11 protein-coding genes are annotated in these 15,793 nt (G+C 42.3%); 2 read left to right on the plus strand and 9 right to left on the minus strand.

The features are described 5' to 3' along the window. Positions 1-25: 25 nt before the first annotated feature. The 3 genes from G590_RS20595 to G590_RS0109630 all read right to left on the minus strand — a co-directional run bounded on the left by G590_RS20595 (position 26) and on the right by G590_RS0109630 (position 7,312). Entirely contained in the window at positions 26-2,908 is a 2,883-nt protein-coding gene (locus G590_RS20595) for an ATP-binding response regulator (RefSeq protein WP_196802480.1), read from the minus strand. A gap of 53 nt (positions 2,909-2,961) precedes the next feature. After that, complete coding sequence (locus G590_RS19060; RefSeq protein ID WP_022765455.1) at positions 2,962-5,490, minus strand: bifunctional diguanylate cyclase/phosphodiesterase; 2,529 nt, start codon at positions 5,488-5,490, stop codon at positions 2,962-2,964. A 175-nt stretch (positions 5,491-5,665) separates the two neighbouring features. Continuing rightward, on the minus strand, positions 5,666-7,312 hold the full coding sequence (locus G590_RS0109630) for a SulP family inorganic anion transporter (protein ID WP_022765456.1): 1,647 nt from the start codon (positions 7,310-7,312) through the stop codon (positions 5,666-5,668). 270 nt (positions 7,313-7,582) lie between these two features. On the opposite strand from G590_RS0109630, the gene G590_RS0109635 reads away from it, so the two are divergent. Beyond that, positions 7,583-7,882, plus strand: a complete 300-nt coding sequence (locus G590_RS0109635; RefSeq protein WP_022765457.1) for an STAS domain-containing protein — start codon at positions 7,583-7,585, stop codon at positions 7,880-7,882. Positions 7,883-7,896: 14 nt separating this feature from the next. Continuing rightward, on the plus strand, positions 7,897-8,427 hold the full coding sequence (locus tag G590_RS0109640) for a hypothetical protein (RefSeq protein WP_022765458.1): 531 nt from the start codon (positions 7,897-7,899) through the stop codon (positions 8,425-8,427). A gap of 107 nt (positions 8,428-8,534) precedes the next feature. On the opposite strand, the gene G590_RS0109645 is transcribed toward G590_RS0109640, so the two are convergent. The 6 genes from G590_RS0109645 to G590_RS0109670 form a co-directional block, all read right to left on the minus strand. Further along, on the minus strand, positions 8,535-10,397 hold the full coding sequence (locus G590_RS0109645) for a peptide ABC transporter substrate-binding protein (protein WP_022765459.1): 1,863 nt from the start codon (positions 10,395-10,397) through the stop codon (positions 8,535-8,537). 120 nt (positions 10,398-10,517) lie between these two features. Then, positions 10,518-11,504 carry an ABC transporter ATP-binding protein gene (locus G590_RS0109650; RefSeq protein WP_022765460.1) on the minus strand — a complete coding sequence of 329 codons (987 nt, stop codon included), beginning with the start codon at positions 11,502-11,504 and terminating at the stop codon, positions 10,518-10,520. After that, positions 11,501-12,490: an ABC transporter ATP-binding protein gene (locus G590_RS0109655; protein ID WP_022765461.1), complete on the minus strand. Its 990-nt coding sequence runs from the start codon at positions 12,488-12,490 to the stop codon at positions 11,501-11,503. The genes G590_RS0109650 and G590_RS0109655 overlap by 4 nt, the downstream gene beginning before the upstream one ends. A gap of 18 nt (positions 12,491-12,508) precedes the next feature. Next, positions 12,509-13,567 carry an ABC transporter permease gene (locus tag G590_RS21335; protein ID WP_022765462.1) on the minus strand — a complete coding sequence of 353 codons (1,059 nt, stop codon included), beginning with the start codon at positions 13,565-13,567 and terminating at the stop codon, positions 12,509-12,511. Between the two features lie 33 nt (positions 13,568-13,600). Next, the gene (locus G590_RS21340; protein WP_022765463.1) at positions 13,601-14,530 is read right to left on the minus strand and encodes an ABC transporter permease; all 930 of its coding nucleotides are present in this window, start codon (positions 14,528-14,530) and stop codon (positions 13,601-13,603) included. A 337-nt stretch (positions 14,531-14,867) separates the two neighbouring features. Continuing rightward, positions 14,868-15,638, minus strand: coding sequence for a flagellin (locus G590_RS0109670; protein WP_022765464.1), 771 nt, complete (start codon positions 15,636-15,638; stop codon positions 14,868-14,870). Positions 15,639-15,793 lie beyond the last annotated feature (155 nt).

Raw genomic sequence — 15,793 nt, forward strand, 5'->3', positions numbered from 1 at the left:
CTGTCAAGAAAGAGAAAACAGTTCCTTAAGTAAGGACATCCGTAAGGACGTCTATCATGTTCTTTACATCTATGGGCTTTGCTATATGGGCATTCATGCCCGCATCTTTGGCTTTTTTAACATCTTCTGCAAAGGCATTGGCCGTCATGGCGATAACAGGTATCTTTCTTCTTGCTTCATCATCGAGTTCTCTTATGGCCTTCGTTGCTTCATAGCCATCCATTACAGGCATCTGAATATCCATAAGAACTGCGTTGTAGTACCCCGGCTCAGCTGCCTTTACTTTGTCCACAGCTTCTTTTCCGTTCTCTGCAGTCTCTACCGTAAAGCCCTGTTTTTCCAAAAGCTTGATCGCAATCTGCCTGTTTATGGGCATGTCATCTGTAAGAAGAAGTCTCATGGAACTGAAGTCTGCAACTCCTGCCTTATTCTTTGCTTCAATCGCCTCTGTTTCTTTCTGTATATCTTCCTGGCTCTGTCTATCTAATGAGAGCTTTACAATAAACTCAGAGCCCTTGTTTTTCCTGGAATTAACCGCAATGGTTCCGCCCATGAGATCAACTATATTCTTTACAATGCTCATTCCGAGGCCTGTTCCCTGAATGCCACTTACAGTTGCATCTTTTTCTCTCTCAAAGGCTTCAAATACCTTCTTTGTAAACTCTTCGGACATACCGATTCCGTTGTCTTTAACGCTTATCACATAGTCTGCACAGCCATTCACAACTGCTGTAGTCTGCTTTAGAGTAACGGATATACTTCCGCCCTCAGGGGTAAATTTATAGGCATTACTGATAAGGTTGAGCAGTACCCTGTTAAGTCTGTTTATATCACAGTAAACATGAGGATCCTTAAGATCTATGCATTCCACCTTAAACTCAATATTCTTCTCATGCATCTGCAGTTCAAAAAGATCTCTGACATCCTCAAAGGTTTTGCTTAAATTTACGGGAACAGGCTCGAGGTCCATTCTTCCACTCTCAATTCTGCTCATCTCTAGTACGTCATTTATAAGTGCAAGCAGATGATGGCTGGATCCTTTTATCTTATGCAGGTAATCCTTTAGTTCTTCATGGGTAACAGCTTCATCCTCAGCTAAATTGATATAGCCGATAATGGCATTCATAGGAGTCCTTATGTCATGGGACATATTGGACAAGAATACCGTCTTGGCCCGGCTCCTCTCATTGGCCTTGATGGACTCAATGGAAGCCGCCTTCTCTCTCCTTGACATGATCCTGTAAATGCTGAACATGATGACAAGAGCGATTATGATAAGGCTCATCTGGATCAGGCTGTTTCTGGTAAGGACATGATCTACATTTACCAGCTGTTCCTGTATATAGGCTTCTGTTCTTTCAATGGTGTCAATGTCCTTGCCACTGCTCTGACTCTCATAGTAATCCTTTATGTTTCCGACAACATCTTTTGTCATATCGTCGGTAGCTCTTTTAACCCACATGAGGGATGTGAAAAATATCAGAAACAACAGGGTTACCCAGACAACCGTTGATTTGCCGTATCTTCTTTCCGTGTCCTTTTCAAACACGAACCTGAACCACAAGAATCCCAGGATACTCCAGGTTGCCAGTATCAGATAGGACTCTGTGGACATAGCTTCTGCCGATGACATCATAAAGAACAGGAAGAACAAGCCGCTCATGACAATACCGACTATACCTGTTATCTCAACCTTCTTATTGTCCTCTTTTTTGGCATTGGCAAGAGCCGCTGCTGAAGTATAGGCGTATGCTATTGTGGCTCCGATCGTTGTTACGTCAACGATCCATCCTATGGCAGTCCTGCCAAGAAGCGGGATAAAAAGAGATATGCACATGATAAAAACAAGGGCATTTTTAGGATTCTTTTCCTCATTGAGCTTTGCAAACCACGGCGGAAGCATTCCCTCATCAGCCATGTAGAACATCAGCCTGCTGGCAGCGATAAAGTTGCCGATAAGACCTGTTATTATTCCTGCAAAAGCAGCAAGTCCCAGTATAAATACGCCACTGCTTCCCATGGTATCAGAAACAACATAAAAGGTAGGAAGTCCCTCTATACCGGAGAGATTACCAATATCCCTTATATAATCAAGCCAGGTAGTGTACCCATCATCAACATGCGCCACAGCTATCTGAGCCAATAGCAGATAAGATAATACTGCCGTAAAAAGAGCTATCGCCATGATGCGAAGGCTTCTTTTGGCAGGGAACTTGAAGCCTGCAGCTGAGTTTGAGATGGATTCAAATCCCACAAAAGCCCAGGGTGAAAGAGCCGCAATTATAAATATCTGGTTGATCTTGCTGCCCTGATTACTTACAAAATAAGGTCTTGAAGGAATAAGGATATTGCCGTCCACACCTGCAACAAATGCTGCGCAAATGATAATTCCAAAGATGAGAATAAGCGCAAAGATCACCTGCAAAGTAAAGGCAATTCTTTTTCCTCTGATGCAGCATATTCCGCAAATAAGTACCGCTGCCACTGATAGGAGCACTTCTCCAAGATATACGTCATATCCAAGGATCACATAGTGGAAACCGAACTGAAAAGTACTTCCTAAGAGAAATTTACTGATAAGGCCAAGGGCAGATGCATTGGCCCAAAGGATTGCAATATACACAAGGACCAGAAACCACGCACTCATAAAGCCATGGTCATGGCCAAAGGTTCTAAGCGTATAGGTGAGAGTTCCACCTCCATCCGGGAACTTGTTCATCAGATAGTGGTAATTGGCACCGATTATGAACATGACAACGGCGCCGATTATAAGGCCTACAACAGTTCCGACAGGACCTGCCTTTGGAAGGAACGTAGTTCCGGGCATGACAAAAGCACCCCATCCCACGGCACATCCAAAGGAAAGCGCCCATATATGAATGGGATACAGATATTGATCAAACTTCATTTTATTGTTGCCATTTGGCGTTGTATCCGTCCGGATCATCTCCCTTATCAAACTTATTTCTTAAGTTCTTTCTTGTTCCTGTACATTTCCTCATCAGCACGTTTAAATACATCTGCTACAGTTTCATTCCCCTTAAATCTGCTCATTCCGGCAGCTATTACGACATCGCCCTTTTGTTTGTTCCTCATGTTGTGCTTTCTCATTTTAAGCATCAGAGCATCAATATTTAGGTAATCATAGCCTTGCGCTATAACCACAAACTCATCACCGCCAACTCTGTAAGCCGGGCTGTGTTTGAAAATACGACAGATGGTATCGCATCCATGCTTAATATACTTATCTCCCTCCTGATGGCCGTAAGTATCATTTATCTGTTTAAGGCCATTCAAGTCAAAGACACAGATTGCAAAAGAAGGTGTGTATTTCTCCTCTATTCTTGTATTTAATATCTTTTCCATCTCAACATAGGCATGCTTATTCTTGATGCCGGTAAGCTCATCAAGGTTTGCCTTTACCTCTGCTGCATTAAGGCTTATGGCATATTCCTGCTCGCGTCTTATCTTTTCATCGATATCAAAGATACCGACTATAAGCTTTTCTTCGCCGTCCTCCATGGTCAAAGTAGCCCTTAACTGAACATATTTGGGCTCTCCATTAATGATTGCTCTGTGTTCATTCTCAAACATGCCTGCCTTAAGTATCTGCTCATAGACATTTTCTTTGGTAAAAGCAGTCAGGAATGCATCCAGATCTTCATGATAGATACCCTTGTCGGCATTCTTTATGATATCTACAAAGAAATCTTTTCCTTCACTTTCTATATTCAAATCCGTAGAATTTCCACCCGGATTATACATGTAGTATTCCTGAGTTCTTGGATCAATCGTGAAGATAAAAATAAAGTTTCCGGTCAGCGCACCTATTCTGGAATAAACAATGCTCTCTTCCTTAGCTCTTTCAACAATCTCCCTGCTTTTTATCTGATTGTCGACATTGTTGATTCCGATAATAGCATGATTGGCTGCGTCCTTTGTCTTTACTCCCTTGATGCTTACATATGTTGGAGCACCGCCCAGCATCATTCGAGTAACCATTGAAAAGAGACCATTCTCCCTGATCTGCTTTATGAAGTTATCCTTGGTAAACTCAGCTTTGAAGTTCTCAACATCCTCAGAATATATCTCAAAATCTATAGTATTCTTCTCAAGGTCAAAATAGTCATTTCCAAGCCTTTCAAAGGTTATATCCCTGCTATCTCCGTCAGGAGTATATTCTGCAAAAGTCTCTGTATCCAGATCTACAAAATACAGCTTGATATAGTCCTCAGAAAGAGCCCTTGCCACATAGTTATAGGTAAGCCCCTCATTACTTGCTATATCAGAAGCCGATAATATGGCCACCGCTACAGCTGCAACACCTGTAACAGGATTTACCGCCACCCTTCTGATGAACATCTGTATGGTATGACCACTGGCTGTAATGTCGTCTATTATTACCCTCTCTCCGTTTTTAGCACACTGTCTTATAGCATTATAAGAGTAATTTCCCGGGCCTTTACTTACAGTATCGTAAAAGATTTCCTTCCTGTTTTTGCCGTCAGGAAAATAATCCAGGGCAAAACGTCTGTAGCTTCTGTTACATCTGACGAAGGTTGCCTTCTTATCATCAAGTGCAAAAATAACCATAGGGATGGTATCAAAGTATTTATTTAAATCCTTTTCATCGGTTTTCGAAGCTGCAAGATCGTATAGATTAATTCTGCCAAGGGTTTCAAAATATCCCGCCTCTGCAGGATTCTCAAACCCAATCTGTATTCCCCTGATATTTCTGTCAACAATATCTGCAAAAGAAATAGGCCTGGTATAGTAATTCCCCTGCAATTTGACGCAGCCTATTTCTTTCAGGAAATCCACTTGAGTCTTTGTTTCAACGCCCTCAGCCACAGTGTCCATACCGAGTGCCAATGCTGTCTTTACCAGCTCAGTAACAATGATCTTTCCGGCATCAGACTTATCTATTTCCTCTATAAATATCTTGTCTATCTTCAGAAGATCAAAGTGCACCTTAAGAAGAATAAGCATTGAAGCATATCCGCTTCCGTAGTCATCCATCCATACCTTTACTCCTCCGGCTCTGAAGCGATCCACCACCTTTTTCATGCGATCAATGTCCAAAGACATTGTCCTCTCCGAAATTTCAATAGAAATCTTGTCCCTTGTAAAGCCATAGGAATCTATTAAGGCTGTGATCTCCGAAACCATGTCACAGCACTCAAAGTCTGAGGCAGCAAGATTTATGGATTCAGACACAACATAGTAGCCCTGTTCGGACTGCTCCTTCATTTTCTTAAGGACTCTCTCAACCATATAAAGGTCAAGTTTGTAGGTCAGCTTTGCCTCATCAAGTGCAGGAACAAATTCTGAAGCTGTAAAGGTTCCCATTTGGGGGTCTATCCACCTCGAATAGGCTTCCTCATCGGAAACCTTACCACTTGCAGCACGAACAAGAGGCTGATGATAAGCCTTTATCCATTCCTCTTTGATTGCCCTGTCCAGATTGTCAATAAAGTAGCTTTTATCCAACAGATGGTCCTTTCATCCCCAATTTTATACATATAGTGTAATATATTTTTCTTCTAAAAAACGTAATTTTATAGTTTTTTTACCATTATATCAAATTTACTCTTACCAAATAAAAAAGTGCAACCATCCCGATTCTTGGGGATGATTGCACCATTATTTATGGTCTTATCTTCATTCAGATTTCAGCAGCGCGCTTTAGGGCATCATCAATGTGAGGTTTAAAATTCTCTCTTCCGACAAGGTCCACAAATCCGTCCTTTTCCATGGTAGCCATAGGCTGCTCATTTACATGGGAAAAGACAAGCTGAACGCCGTTTTCTTTGCATCTTTCATAGAGCTGTTCAAAGGAGTGCATTGCTGTCGCATCGATTGCAGGAACTCCACGCATACGGATTACAAGAGCTCTTGTAAAGTCCTTAAATCCGATCTCTGCGATCATGTCAGCATCACCAAAGAACATAGGTCCGCTGATCTCATAAACTCTTACGTGTTTAGGAATATCTTTAAGCTCGGGTCCATCGGGATCCTCATCAGGATCGTAATACTTCCATCCTGTGATACCTGACTCGTCGCTCATTCTCTTCATAAACAGGAGGCATGCAAGAACCATACCAATCTCAATAGCTACAACAAGGTCAAATACAATAGTCAGCACAAATGTGATGACAAGAACAAATACATCGCTCTTTGGCGCTGTCTTGCAAAGATGTACGAAAGTTCTCCACTGGCACATGTTATATGCAACCATAAATAGGATTGCTGCTATGGTAGGCATAGGAATAAGCTTAGCAAACGGCATCAGTACTACAAGTACAAGAACCAGGCACAAAGAATGTACCATTCCGGCTATAGGTGTTCTACCACCGTTTTTAATGTTTGCAGCAGTTCTGGCAATAGCACCTGTTGCAGGGATACCACCAAAAAGTGCAGAACCGATATTACCTGCACCCTGAGCGATAAGCTCCATGTTTGATCTGTGGTGAGAGTTGATCATGGAGTCAGCTACAACACAGGATAACAATGATTCAATAGCTGCAAGAATTGCAATGGTAAAGCCGTCTCCTGCTACCGATCTGATTGTCTCAAAATCAAAGGCAGGAACATGAAGCTGTGGAAGTGTTCCCTTTATCTCATAAAGGTCTCCTATGGTGTTAACGTTAAGATTAAGAAGCTTCACCATTAGGATTCCAACGATAACTGCCACGAGAGATCCGGGAATCTTTTTGCTTACCTTGGGCCATACAATCTGAATAAGAAGGCAAACAACACCGACTACAAGAGCCCACACGTTGATGGTTCCGATGTTTGCACCTATGGCCTTCACCTTCTCCATGGTCTCAACTGTCTTGGTTCCTGCAGGATATGTTAATCCCAGGAAGTCCTTGATCTGTCCCACAAGGATTGTCACAGCAATACCTGCTGTAAATCCGGTTGTTATAGTATAAGGAATGAACTTGATAAGTGAGCCAAGTCTGAATACTCCCATCAGAATAAGGAGAATACCGGCAAATATAGTAGCCATTGCCAGTCCTTCCATTCCCTTGGTTGCCACGATTCCGGCAACTATTGTCGCAAAAGCAGCTGTAGGTCCGGCTATCTGAACTCTTGAACCACCCAAAAATGAAATGATAAAGCCCGCTACAATAGCTGTATAAAGACCTTCCTCAGGGCCAACACCCGATGCAAGAGCAAGGGCGATTGACAAAGGAAGCGCAATTATGGCAACTATGATTCCGGATACAACATCACTGCCAAACTGCTTTACACTGTAATGCTTAAGGTTTGAAAACAGCATTGGCTTTAATTTGTCTTTTGATTGCATGTTACTAACATCCTCCGCTAATACTAACATCATCTATATAAATACACAGTTTTTAATTATATTACCATCTGCTAAAAAGTAAAGAAATATTTAGTGTGACATTACTGTGATAAAGCAAATGCTATTCTTTTATTATCACAAGGCAAGTGAATTAACTGATTTTTTAGATTTGTTACTCAATAATAATCGCACAAATCATGCATTATTATGATAAAATAAAAACAATAAATCATATTATTGTTTCACCTACACACTATTAGGAGGAATGCTATGAATATCACAAAAACCGTTAATGGAGATCAGCTTAACATCGCGTTGGATGGAAGACTTGATACAGGGACAGCACCTGAGCTTGAAAAGGTACTGAATGAGTCTCTTGATCAGGTTAAGGCACTTACAATTGATATGTCCGCTCTTGAGTACATCTCTTCTGCAGGACTTAGAACTCTTCTCTCTGCTAAGAAGGCTCTTTACAACAAGGGTACAATTAAGATTGTCAACCCTAACGATATCGTTAAGGAAGTCTTTACCGTAACCGGATTCAGCAACATATTTGACATCGAGGGTTGAAAGGAGCAGAGACTATGAAATCAGACGTAATCGCTATTGATAACAAGGGTACCGGATTTAAAGAGGCAGTTGAAGCAACCAAGAAGCTTGCTGAATTCAATGGCCTTAATGCTACAGATTCACTTCATCTTCAGCTCTTTACAGAAGAAATGCTCAGCATGGTAAGGATCGTAACAGGTGAAGTTAAAGCTTCCTTCTGGGTTGATCAGGAAGATAAGACCTATGATCTCAATCTTACAACTGAGACCGTTATGGACAAGGATAAGAGAGCTACTCTCATCTCCGCATCCAGCTCAAGAAAGAACGAAGCTGCAGGAAGTTTCCTCGGAATGCTCAGAGATGCTTTTGAGCAGGCTATGACAGCTGATTCCGACAAGGTTTTCTATGAGCTTCCGGATGACGTCGCTTCAGATGTTGTTGGTCACTTCGTAGATGATCCTGAGTATGATCAGTATGAGGCATCTGTACTTAAGAAGCTCGCTGACGATGTAAAGATTGCTATCCGCGGTGGCAAGGTACACATGACTGTAAGAAAGGCTTTCTAAGACCGGAAATCTTTAAATAAACAAACTAATAAAAGAGCCGATACCAAATGGTATCGGCTCTCTTTTATTTCACAGCTTGTTTTCACAAGGTAGTTCTGTTCTCGCAATTAACCTGTGATTGTGCAGTACATGAAGTACTTGTATCCAAGAGGACTTGAGAAGAATCCCTGTACTTTGTTGCTGATCATGTAAAGGTCTGTGTAGTAGTAGATAGGGCAGATGCAGCCTGTTGACATAAGAAGATCTTCTGCTCTGTGCATAAGCTCATAACGTGTATTTACGTCTGTGCAGGTCTTGATGTCAGCAATAAGTACATCATATGTCTCTGACCATGTTCCGTTCTCAACCTTTGTGTCATAGCCAAGATCTGTGATGTCGAGTGAGTAAGCCTGAACCTTAGCGTTGTCGCCCTTACCAAACTGAACATCGTTGTTACCTGACTGTGTTGTCCACATATCAAGGAATGAAATAGGATCGTTGTAGTCACCGAGCCATCCGTTACGTGCGATTGAGTAGTTACCTGCCTTACGTGTATCAAGGAATGTAGCCCACTCCTGGTTCTCAAGGTTCATTGTGATGCCGATTCCAGCGAATGTAGCCTGAATAGCCTCAGCAATTGCCTTGTGTCCCTCTGATGTGTTGTAGAGGTATGTAAGTGTAGGGAAATCTGTGAACTGCTGTGTTGCTTCATCAAATGTGTAGTACTTCTTGAGTGTCTCAAGAGCAGCACCCCAGTTTGCCTCGTAAGCATCCTCAGATACATCGTAGTATCCGGCGAAGCTGTTTCCGCCTGCATTCTGATAGAACTGTGATCCGTCAGCATCTGTAAGACCCATAGCTACGAATGAAGAAGCAGGAACCTGTCCACCCTGTGCTACGTCGTTTACAATGTAGTTTCTGTCGATAAGAAGTGCAAGTGCGTTACGAACTTCGTTCTCAGCAGCTGCCTTGTCAGCACCTGTAAGAGTGTTTGAAGCAGGAAGAATGTTCTCGTTGATGTTCCAGCATACATAGTATGTTCCAAGCTGACCTGCTGTTACGAACTCATCAGGATATGTCTCCTTAAGTGTAGCGATCTCGTTTGTAGGAACGTCATCGATCATCTGCCAGTCACCATTCTCGAAGTTAGCGAGCTGGTTGTTAGCATCATCTGAAAGGTAGAAGTTGATCTCTTCCATTGTGATCTTATCAGCATCATAGAAGTTGTCGTTCTTGGTGATTGTGATAAGTGAGTTGTGATCCCAGCTTGTCATTGTGTATGCACCGTTACATACATATGTAGAAGGATCTGTAGCCCATGCCTCGTTAGCAACTACGTCCTCACGAACAGGCATGTATGTAGGGAATGCAAGAAGTTCATCCCAGTAAGCAACTGTGTTTGCAAGAGTAACCTCGAGAGTCTTGTCGTCAATTGCGTTAACGTTAAGCTTACCATCAGCATATCCGTCAACAACCTCGAACATGTAGCCATAGTCAGCTGCTGTCTCAGGAGCGATTGCTCTGTTCCATGCAAATACGAAGTCACCTGCTGTTACAGGCTGTCCGTCTGACCATGTAAGACCATCTCTAAGTGTGTAAGTGTAGGTTACTGTTCCGTCGTCATTTGTTACACCTTCAACGAGTTCCTCAGCACAGTCAGGCTGAAGCTCAAGATTACCATTTGCATCAAGGCCCCATTTAGCAAGACCTGAGAAAAGGTGGTTGATAAGTGTAGCACCGTCAACTGCAGAGTTAAGTGCGGGATCAAGTGATGCAGGCTCTGAAGCAAGACATACATTGATCTTCTGCTCACCAACAGGCTCAGCTGCAGGAGCTTCTGCCTGAGTGTCAGCTGCTGTATCAGCAGGTGCCTCTGCCTGAGTATCAGCTGTTGTATCAGCAGGTGTCTCAGCAGGAGTTGTGTTGCCGCAAGCAGCAAGGCTCAGTACCATGCAAGATGCAAGTACTAAAGAAACTAACTTCTTTTTCATAATTTTCCTCCTTATTATGAATGAGTTTTTATAAAAAATACGGTTATTACCATATTCTTTACCATTTTAACATATATTCTGCACTTCTTGAAATAAAATTTAATTTAGCACAATCTTGTTCTAGATCTTTGAAACATCTTCAATATGGTGACAAGCAACAAAATGTCCGGAGCTAACCTCTTTAAACTCAGGCATTGTAGCTGCACACTGCTCATCAGCATAAGGACATCTGGTTCTGAAAGGACATCCTGAAGGTGCATTGAGAGGGCTTGGTATATCTCCTGAAAGGACAATACGCTTATTGGCCCTTGCAATCTTGGGATCCGGAATCGGAACTGATGATATAAGTGACTTGCTGTAAGGATGCAGAGGATTGTCATAGATCTCATTTGCATCAGCAAGCTCAACCATCTTGCCAAGGTACATAACTGCGATTCTGTCACTGATATGTCTTACAACCAGAAGGTCATGCGCAATAAACAGATATGTAAGTCCAAGCTTATCCTGGAGTTCGTCAAACATGTTGATAACCTGAGCCTGGATTGAAACATCCAGAGCTGATACAGGCTCATCGCAGACAATGAATTCAGGATTAACAGCAAGAGCTCTTGCAATACCGATTCTCTGTCTCTGTCCGCCGGAGAACTCGTGAGCATATCTTGAAGCATGCTCTGAGTTGAGTCCTACATAATTCATAAGCTCAAGGATTCTCTCTCTTCTCTCCTCCTTGGAGCTGCAAAGATTATGTACATCCAAAGGCTCTCCGATAATATCGGATACAGTCATTCTGGGGTTCAGTGATGAATATGGATCCTGGAAAACCATTGTGGCTTTCTTTCTGAACTCGTTGATGTCCTCTTTGGTCTTGATAAGCTTGCCGTCGTACCAGATTTCACCGGCTGTGGGCTTATAGAGATTAAGGATGGTACGTCCAACTGTAGTCTTACCACAGCCTGACTCTCCGACAAGGCCCAGTGTCTCACCTTTCTTAATTGTAAAAGACACATCGTCAACAGCCTTAAGTGGCTTACTCTTGAAAAATCCAACGTTTACATTGAAGTATTCTTTAAGGTGCTTTATCTCAACAAGATTTTTGTTCTCGCTCATGCTTTTTCACCGCCTTCCATCTGCTTTTTAACATTCATCCAGCAGCCTGCCGCATGATCGTCATTAATCTGCATACGCTCTGCTCTCTCGCGAAGGCAGATCTTCATGGCATTATCACATCTGGGTGCAAAAGGACATCCCTTGGGCATATTGAGGAGGTCAATAGGTGTACCTGTGATAGGTTCAAGCTTCTGACCGTCATTACCCTCTGTAGGAATTGAACGAAGAAGTCCCTTTGTGTATTCGTGACATGGATTGTAGAAAATCTCATCAGCAGTTCCCTGCTCGCAGATAGAACCTGCGTACATTACAATAACCTCGTCACACATCTGAGCTACTACTCCAAGGTCATGAGTTATCATGATGATGGCCATTCCAAGCTCTTCCTGAAGTGACTTCATAAGGTCAAGGATCTGAGCCTGAATAGTAACATCAAGCGCTGTTGTAGGCTCATCAGCAATGAGGATATCCGGTTCACAGGCAAGAGCCATGGCGATCATAACACGCTGTCTCATTCCGCCTGAGAACTCATGTGGATACTGATTCATTCTCTTTTCAGGTTCGTTTACGTTTACGAGCCTGAGCATCTCAATAGCTCTTTCTCTGGCCTGCTCTTTATTTCTGTCTGTATGGAGGAGAATTGCCTCCATCAGCTGATGTCCAATTGTATAAGTAGGATTAAGTGATGTCATGGGATCCTGGAAAATAATGGAAACCTTATTTCCGCGAACCGTCTTCATAACTTTTTCACCGGCGCCTACAAGCTCCTGTCCGTCAAGCTTGATAGATCCTGATACGATCTTACCTGTTCCTGCCAGAATCTGCATGATTGAATATGCGGTTACTGACTTACCACTTCCGGACTCTCCAACGATGCCAAGTACCTTACCCCTGTCCAGGTTAAAAGATATACCGTTAACTGCCTTTACCTCACCGGCATCTGTGAAGAATGAGGTATGCAGATCTCTTACTTCTAATAATCTCATTTTTATATTGCCTCCGAATCAAGTATCAAGCTTAGGATCAAATGCGTCGCGAAGTCCGTCACCGAAAAGGTTCAGTGAAAGAACGATCAGTGAAATAACAATTGCCGGAATGATCAGTCTGTATGGATAAGATGAAATTCCGTTGAGCGCATCAGAAGCAAGTGAGCCAAGTGAAGGCATAGGCGCATTTACACCAAGTCCCAGGAATGAAAGGTAACTCTCGGTAAAGATCGCACTGGGGATCTGAAGTGCTGTTGAAATAATGATAACTGAGAAGCAGTTAGGAATAAGATGCTTTAAAATGATCCACTTTCCCTTAGCGCCTGCAGCCTCAGCCGCAAGTACGTATTCCTGCTCACGCAGTGATAAAATCTGTCCTCTTATAAGTCTTGCCATTGATACCCAGTACAGTACACCAAAGACAATGAACAAACTTATGATGTTGGAACCGATCTTAGCCAGGACTGTTCCGTCCAAAGCACCTTCCATCACCACCTTGAGCACTGATGACAAAAGAATAACCATCAGCATGTCAGGCAGCGAATATATGATGTCGACTATTCGCATTATGACCAGATCCACGGCTCCTCCGGCATAACCGGCTACAGATCCGATAGTCATACCGATAATAAGTACGATAAGGCTGGCAAAGAAACCAACTGCCAGTGAAATACGTGTTCCGTATACAACACGGATAAAGTAATCACGACCCTGAGAGTCTGTACCAAAGATATGAGGTACAACAGACTCACCGGCCTCAATCCTCTTAAGCTCTGACTTACCGTACTCAAAAGGACGAAGGTCCTTGAAGCTGTTGTCTACTGGCTTACCGGGGGTCATACCCAGCATGCTGTCGTAGGAATACGGCCAGAACATCGGGATAAATATAGCTGCCAGAGCTATTATTACTATAATAAAGAAGCAAACCGTCGCAACCTTATTCTTAAGAAGTCTCTTTACAGAGTCCTTAAAGAATGTAGATGAAGGACGCATCTGCACCATATATTCTTTTTCTTCATCGGTTGCAGGGATGAAATCATCCATATTAACCTGTGCACTTAACTTGCTGATATCCATTTTCTATTTCTCCTAATCTATATTCTGCGGAAATTATTCGAGTGTAATTCTCGGGTCAACTACCTTATACATAATATCGCCTACAAGGTTCATGATTACGATAAGTGTTGCAAGAACGATCGTAGTGCCCATGATAAGCGGATAATCACGACCTGTGATACTGTTTACGAAAGCTCTTCCTATTCCGGGAACTGCAAATATCTGCTCTACAACCAGGGAACCTGTTACGATACCTGCAAGCATAGGTCCGAAATATGTAATAACCGGAATCAGTGAATTCTTAAGTGCATGTCCGAAAATGATCTTCATTCCGGATACACCCTTAGCCTTGGCTGTTCTGATGTAATCCTGTCCAAGAACTTCAAGCATCGAAGATCTTGTAAGCCTTGTAATATAAGCCATAGGATACAGTGATAATGTAAGAACAGGAAGAACAAGTCCGTTCTTGGAAGCTCCGTTTGCCGGGAACCACTTAAGATTTATGGCAAATGCAATCAGTAAAAGAGATCCCATAATAAATGAAGGCATTGAAACGAATGCTGTTGTAATGATCATGATAATTCTGTCGATTATCTTGTTTCTGCGAAGAGCAGCAACGGATCCCAGAATAACGCCGCTTATAAGGGCAATTACTGCAGCGATAAGACCGAGCTTGGCTGATGTCTTCATTCCATCAAAGATAATGTCATTTACACTTCTACCCTTCTGCTTGAGTGATGGGCCAAAATCAAACTTGGTAACAACATCAGAAAGATATGTAAGGTACTGGACACCAAGTGGTTTATCCAGTCCGTATTTGGCTTCCATAGCCTTCATAACCGACTCACTTACGGCCTTCTCGCCGATAAATGGGCCACCAGGAACTGCGTGCATTACGAAGAAGGTAACAGTAATAACTACCCAAACTGTAACGATTGCAAGCAGAACTCTCTTTACTACGTACATTAATGTCTTAGTATTCATAGCATCTCCAAACTGTTAATAAATAATTGTTACGGCAATAAAATATTTATCCCCACAAAGCGTTGCAACTTCAACGTGCTAAATCGCTAAATTATAACAAAATAAATGCAATCACATACTTGCCCGTACGTCATTGCACTGAAGATAAATCTCCTATTACACACGCTTCAAAAAACGAAACGTGCAAGCCTTGTTTAGTGTAGAATTTATATTACTTTATGTCAAGTATTTGACCATAAAATCGCTACAACTGATTAATATAAATCAAGAAAACCGCCCCAAAAGACACTTGTCTTTCCGGGGCGGACACTTTTTTGATTTCCATTTTGTCAGACGGTCATGCAAAAATGTTCATGGCTTGCTGCTCATCATTCTTCATCTTCTGAGCCAGAAGAGTATTCTGATATGTATCCATGAGCTCTTTTTGCTTGGCTTCGATTACAGCTCTCATGGAGTTGTCCTCTTCCTTATCCATCTGATATCCGTTGAGTTCCATGGCTGCATGTGAGTTGTATGTCAGTGCATGCTCAACACTGTTAGTTTCGGAACCGGCCTTACTTCTGTTAGCAGTAACCTTTTCAAGTGCTTCGTCGATCCTGCTCATATCAAAGTCTTCCTTGGTCACATCGTAATCATCAATTCCAAGAGCTTTTGTAGTGCTGTTGTAAGTTGATACATTTACGAGTGAACCGTTGCTGTCGGTTGCGATCTTAAGATCACCGGTAGTGCCGTTTAAAAGATCCTTCTCATTGTATTTAGCCTGGTTAGCGCTGTCATTTATACCTTTAAGGTACTCCTTGATCTGCGACTGTATTGACTTCTTATCATCGTCAGATAAAGTACCGTTCGAAGCCTTAACTGAAAGTTCCTTTATGTTCTGAAGATAATCAGTGATGCCTTCCATGGCTCCGTCTTCAATATTAAGAGCAGACTTTGCAGATTCAAGATTCTCTTTACCTACTTCAAGCCCTCTTACCTGAGCTTCTGTCTTTTCCTGAATAGCAAGTTCTGATGCTCCCTGGGCAGCCTGTGTGTACTGACCACCATTTGAAATGACGGAATACGCTGAGTAGTTACCGTAACCGGAAATTGCTGAAACACTACTCATGTTGCCTCCTTCTTGCGAAACTAAGTGTCCGCAAACCTTGTGAAACGAAATTATAATACTCCCATCTACCATAATAGTATTTCAGTGTTAATAAAAAGACCATACCCAAAATGGCTTATTTATGGGCAAAACGAAACATTATTGCAATCTCAGAT

Source organism: Butyrivibrio sp. XPD2006 (assembly GCF_000420865.1).
In the GTDB taxonomy this organism is placed as follows: domain Bacteria; phylum Bacillota; class Clostridia; order Lachnospirales; family Lachnospiraceae; genus Butyrivibrio.

What these genes read in the sequence shown, in the direction of transcription:
- G590_RS20595 (WP_196802480.1), bottom strand. Translation starts at nt 2,908, where the DNA reads ATGAAGTTTGATCAATATCTGTATCCCATTCATATATGGGCGCTTTCC.
- G590_RS0109630 (WP_022765456.1), bottom strand. Translation starts at nt 7,312, where the DNA reads ATGCAATCAAAAGACAAATTAAAGCCAATGCTGTTTTCAAACCTTAAG.
- G590_RS0109635 (WP_022765457.1), top strand. Translation starts at nt 7,583, where the DNA reads ATGAATATCACAAAAACCGTTAATGGAGATCAGCTTAACATCGCGTTG.
- G590_RS0109640 (WP_022765458.1), top strand. Translation starts at nt 7,897, where the DNA reads ATGAAATCAGACGTAATCGCTATTGATAACAAGGGTACCGGATTTAAA.
- G590_RS0109645 (WP_022765459.1), bottom strand. Translation starts at nt 10,397, where the DNA reads ATGAAAAAGAAGTTAGTTTCTTTAGTACTTGCATCTTGCATGGTACTG.
- G590_RS0109650 (WP_022765460.1), bottom strand. Translation starts at nt 11,504, where the DNA reads ATGAGCGAGAACAAAAATCTTGTTGAGATAAAGCACCTTAAAGAATAC.
- G590_RS0109655 (WP_022765461.1), bottom strand. Translation starts at nt 12,490, where the DNA reads ATGAGATTATTAGAAGTAAGAGATCTGCATACCTCATTCTTCACAGAT.
- G590_RS21335 (WP_022765462.1), bottom strand. Translation starts at nt 13,567, where the DNA reads ATGGATATCAGCAAGTTAAGTGCACAGGTTAATATGGATGATTTCATC.
- G590_RS21340 (WP_022765463.1), bottom strand. Translation starts at nt 14,530, where the DNA reads ATGAATACTAAGACATTAATGTACGTAGTAAAGAGAGTTCTGCTTGCA.
- G590_RS0109670 (WP_022765464.1), bottom strand. Translation starts at nt 15,638, where the DNA reads ATGAGTAGTGTTTCAGCAATTTCCGGTTACGGTAACTACTCAGCGTAT.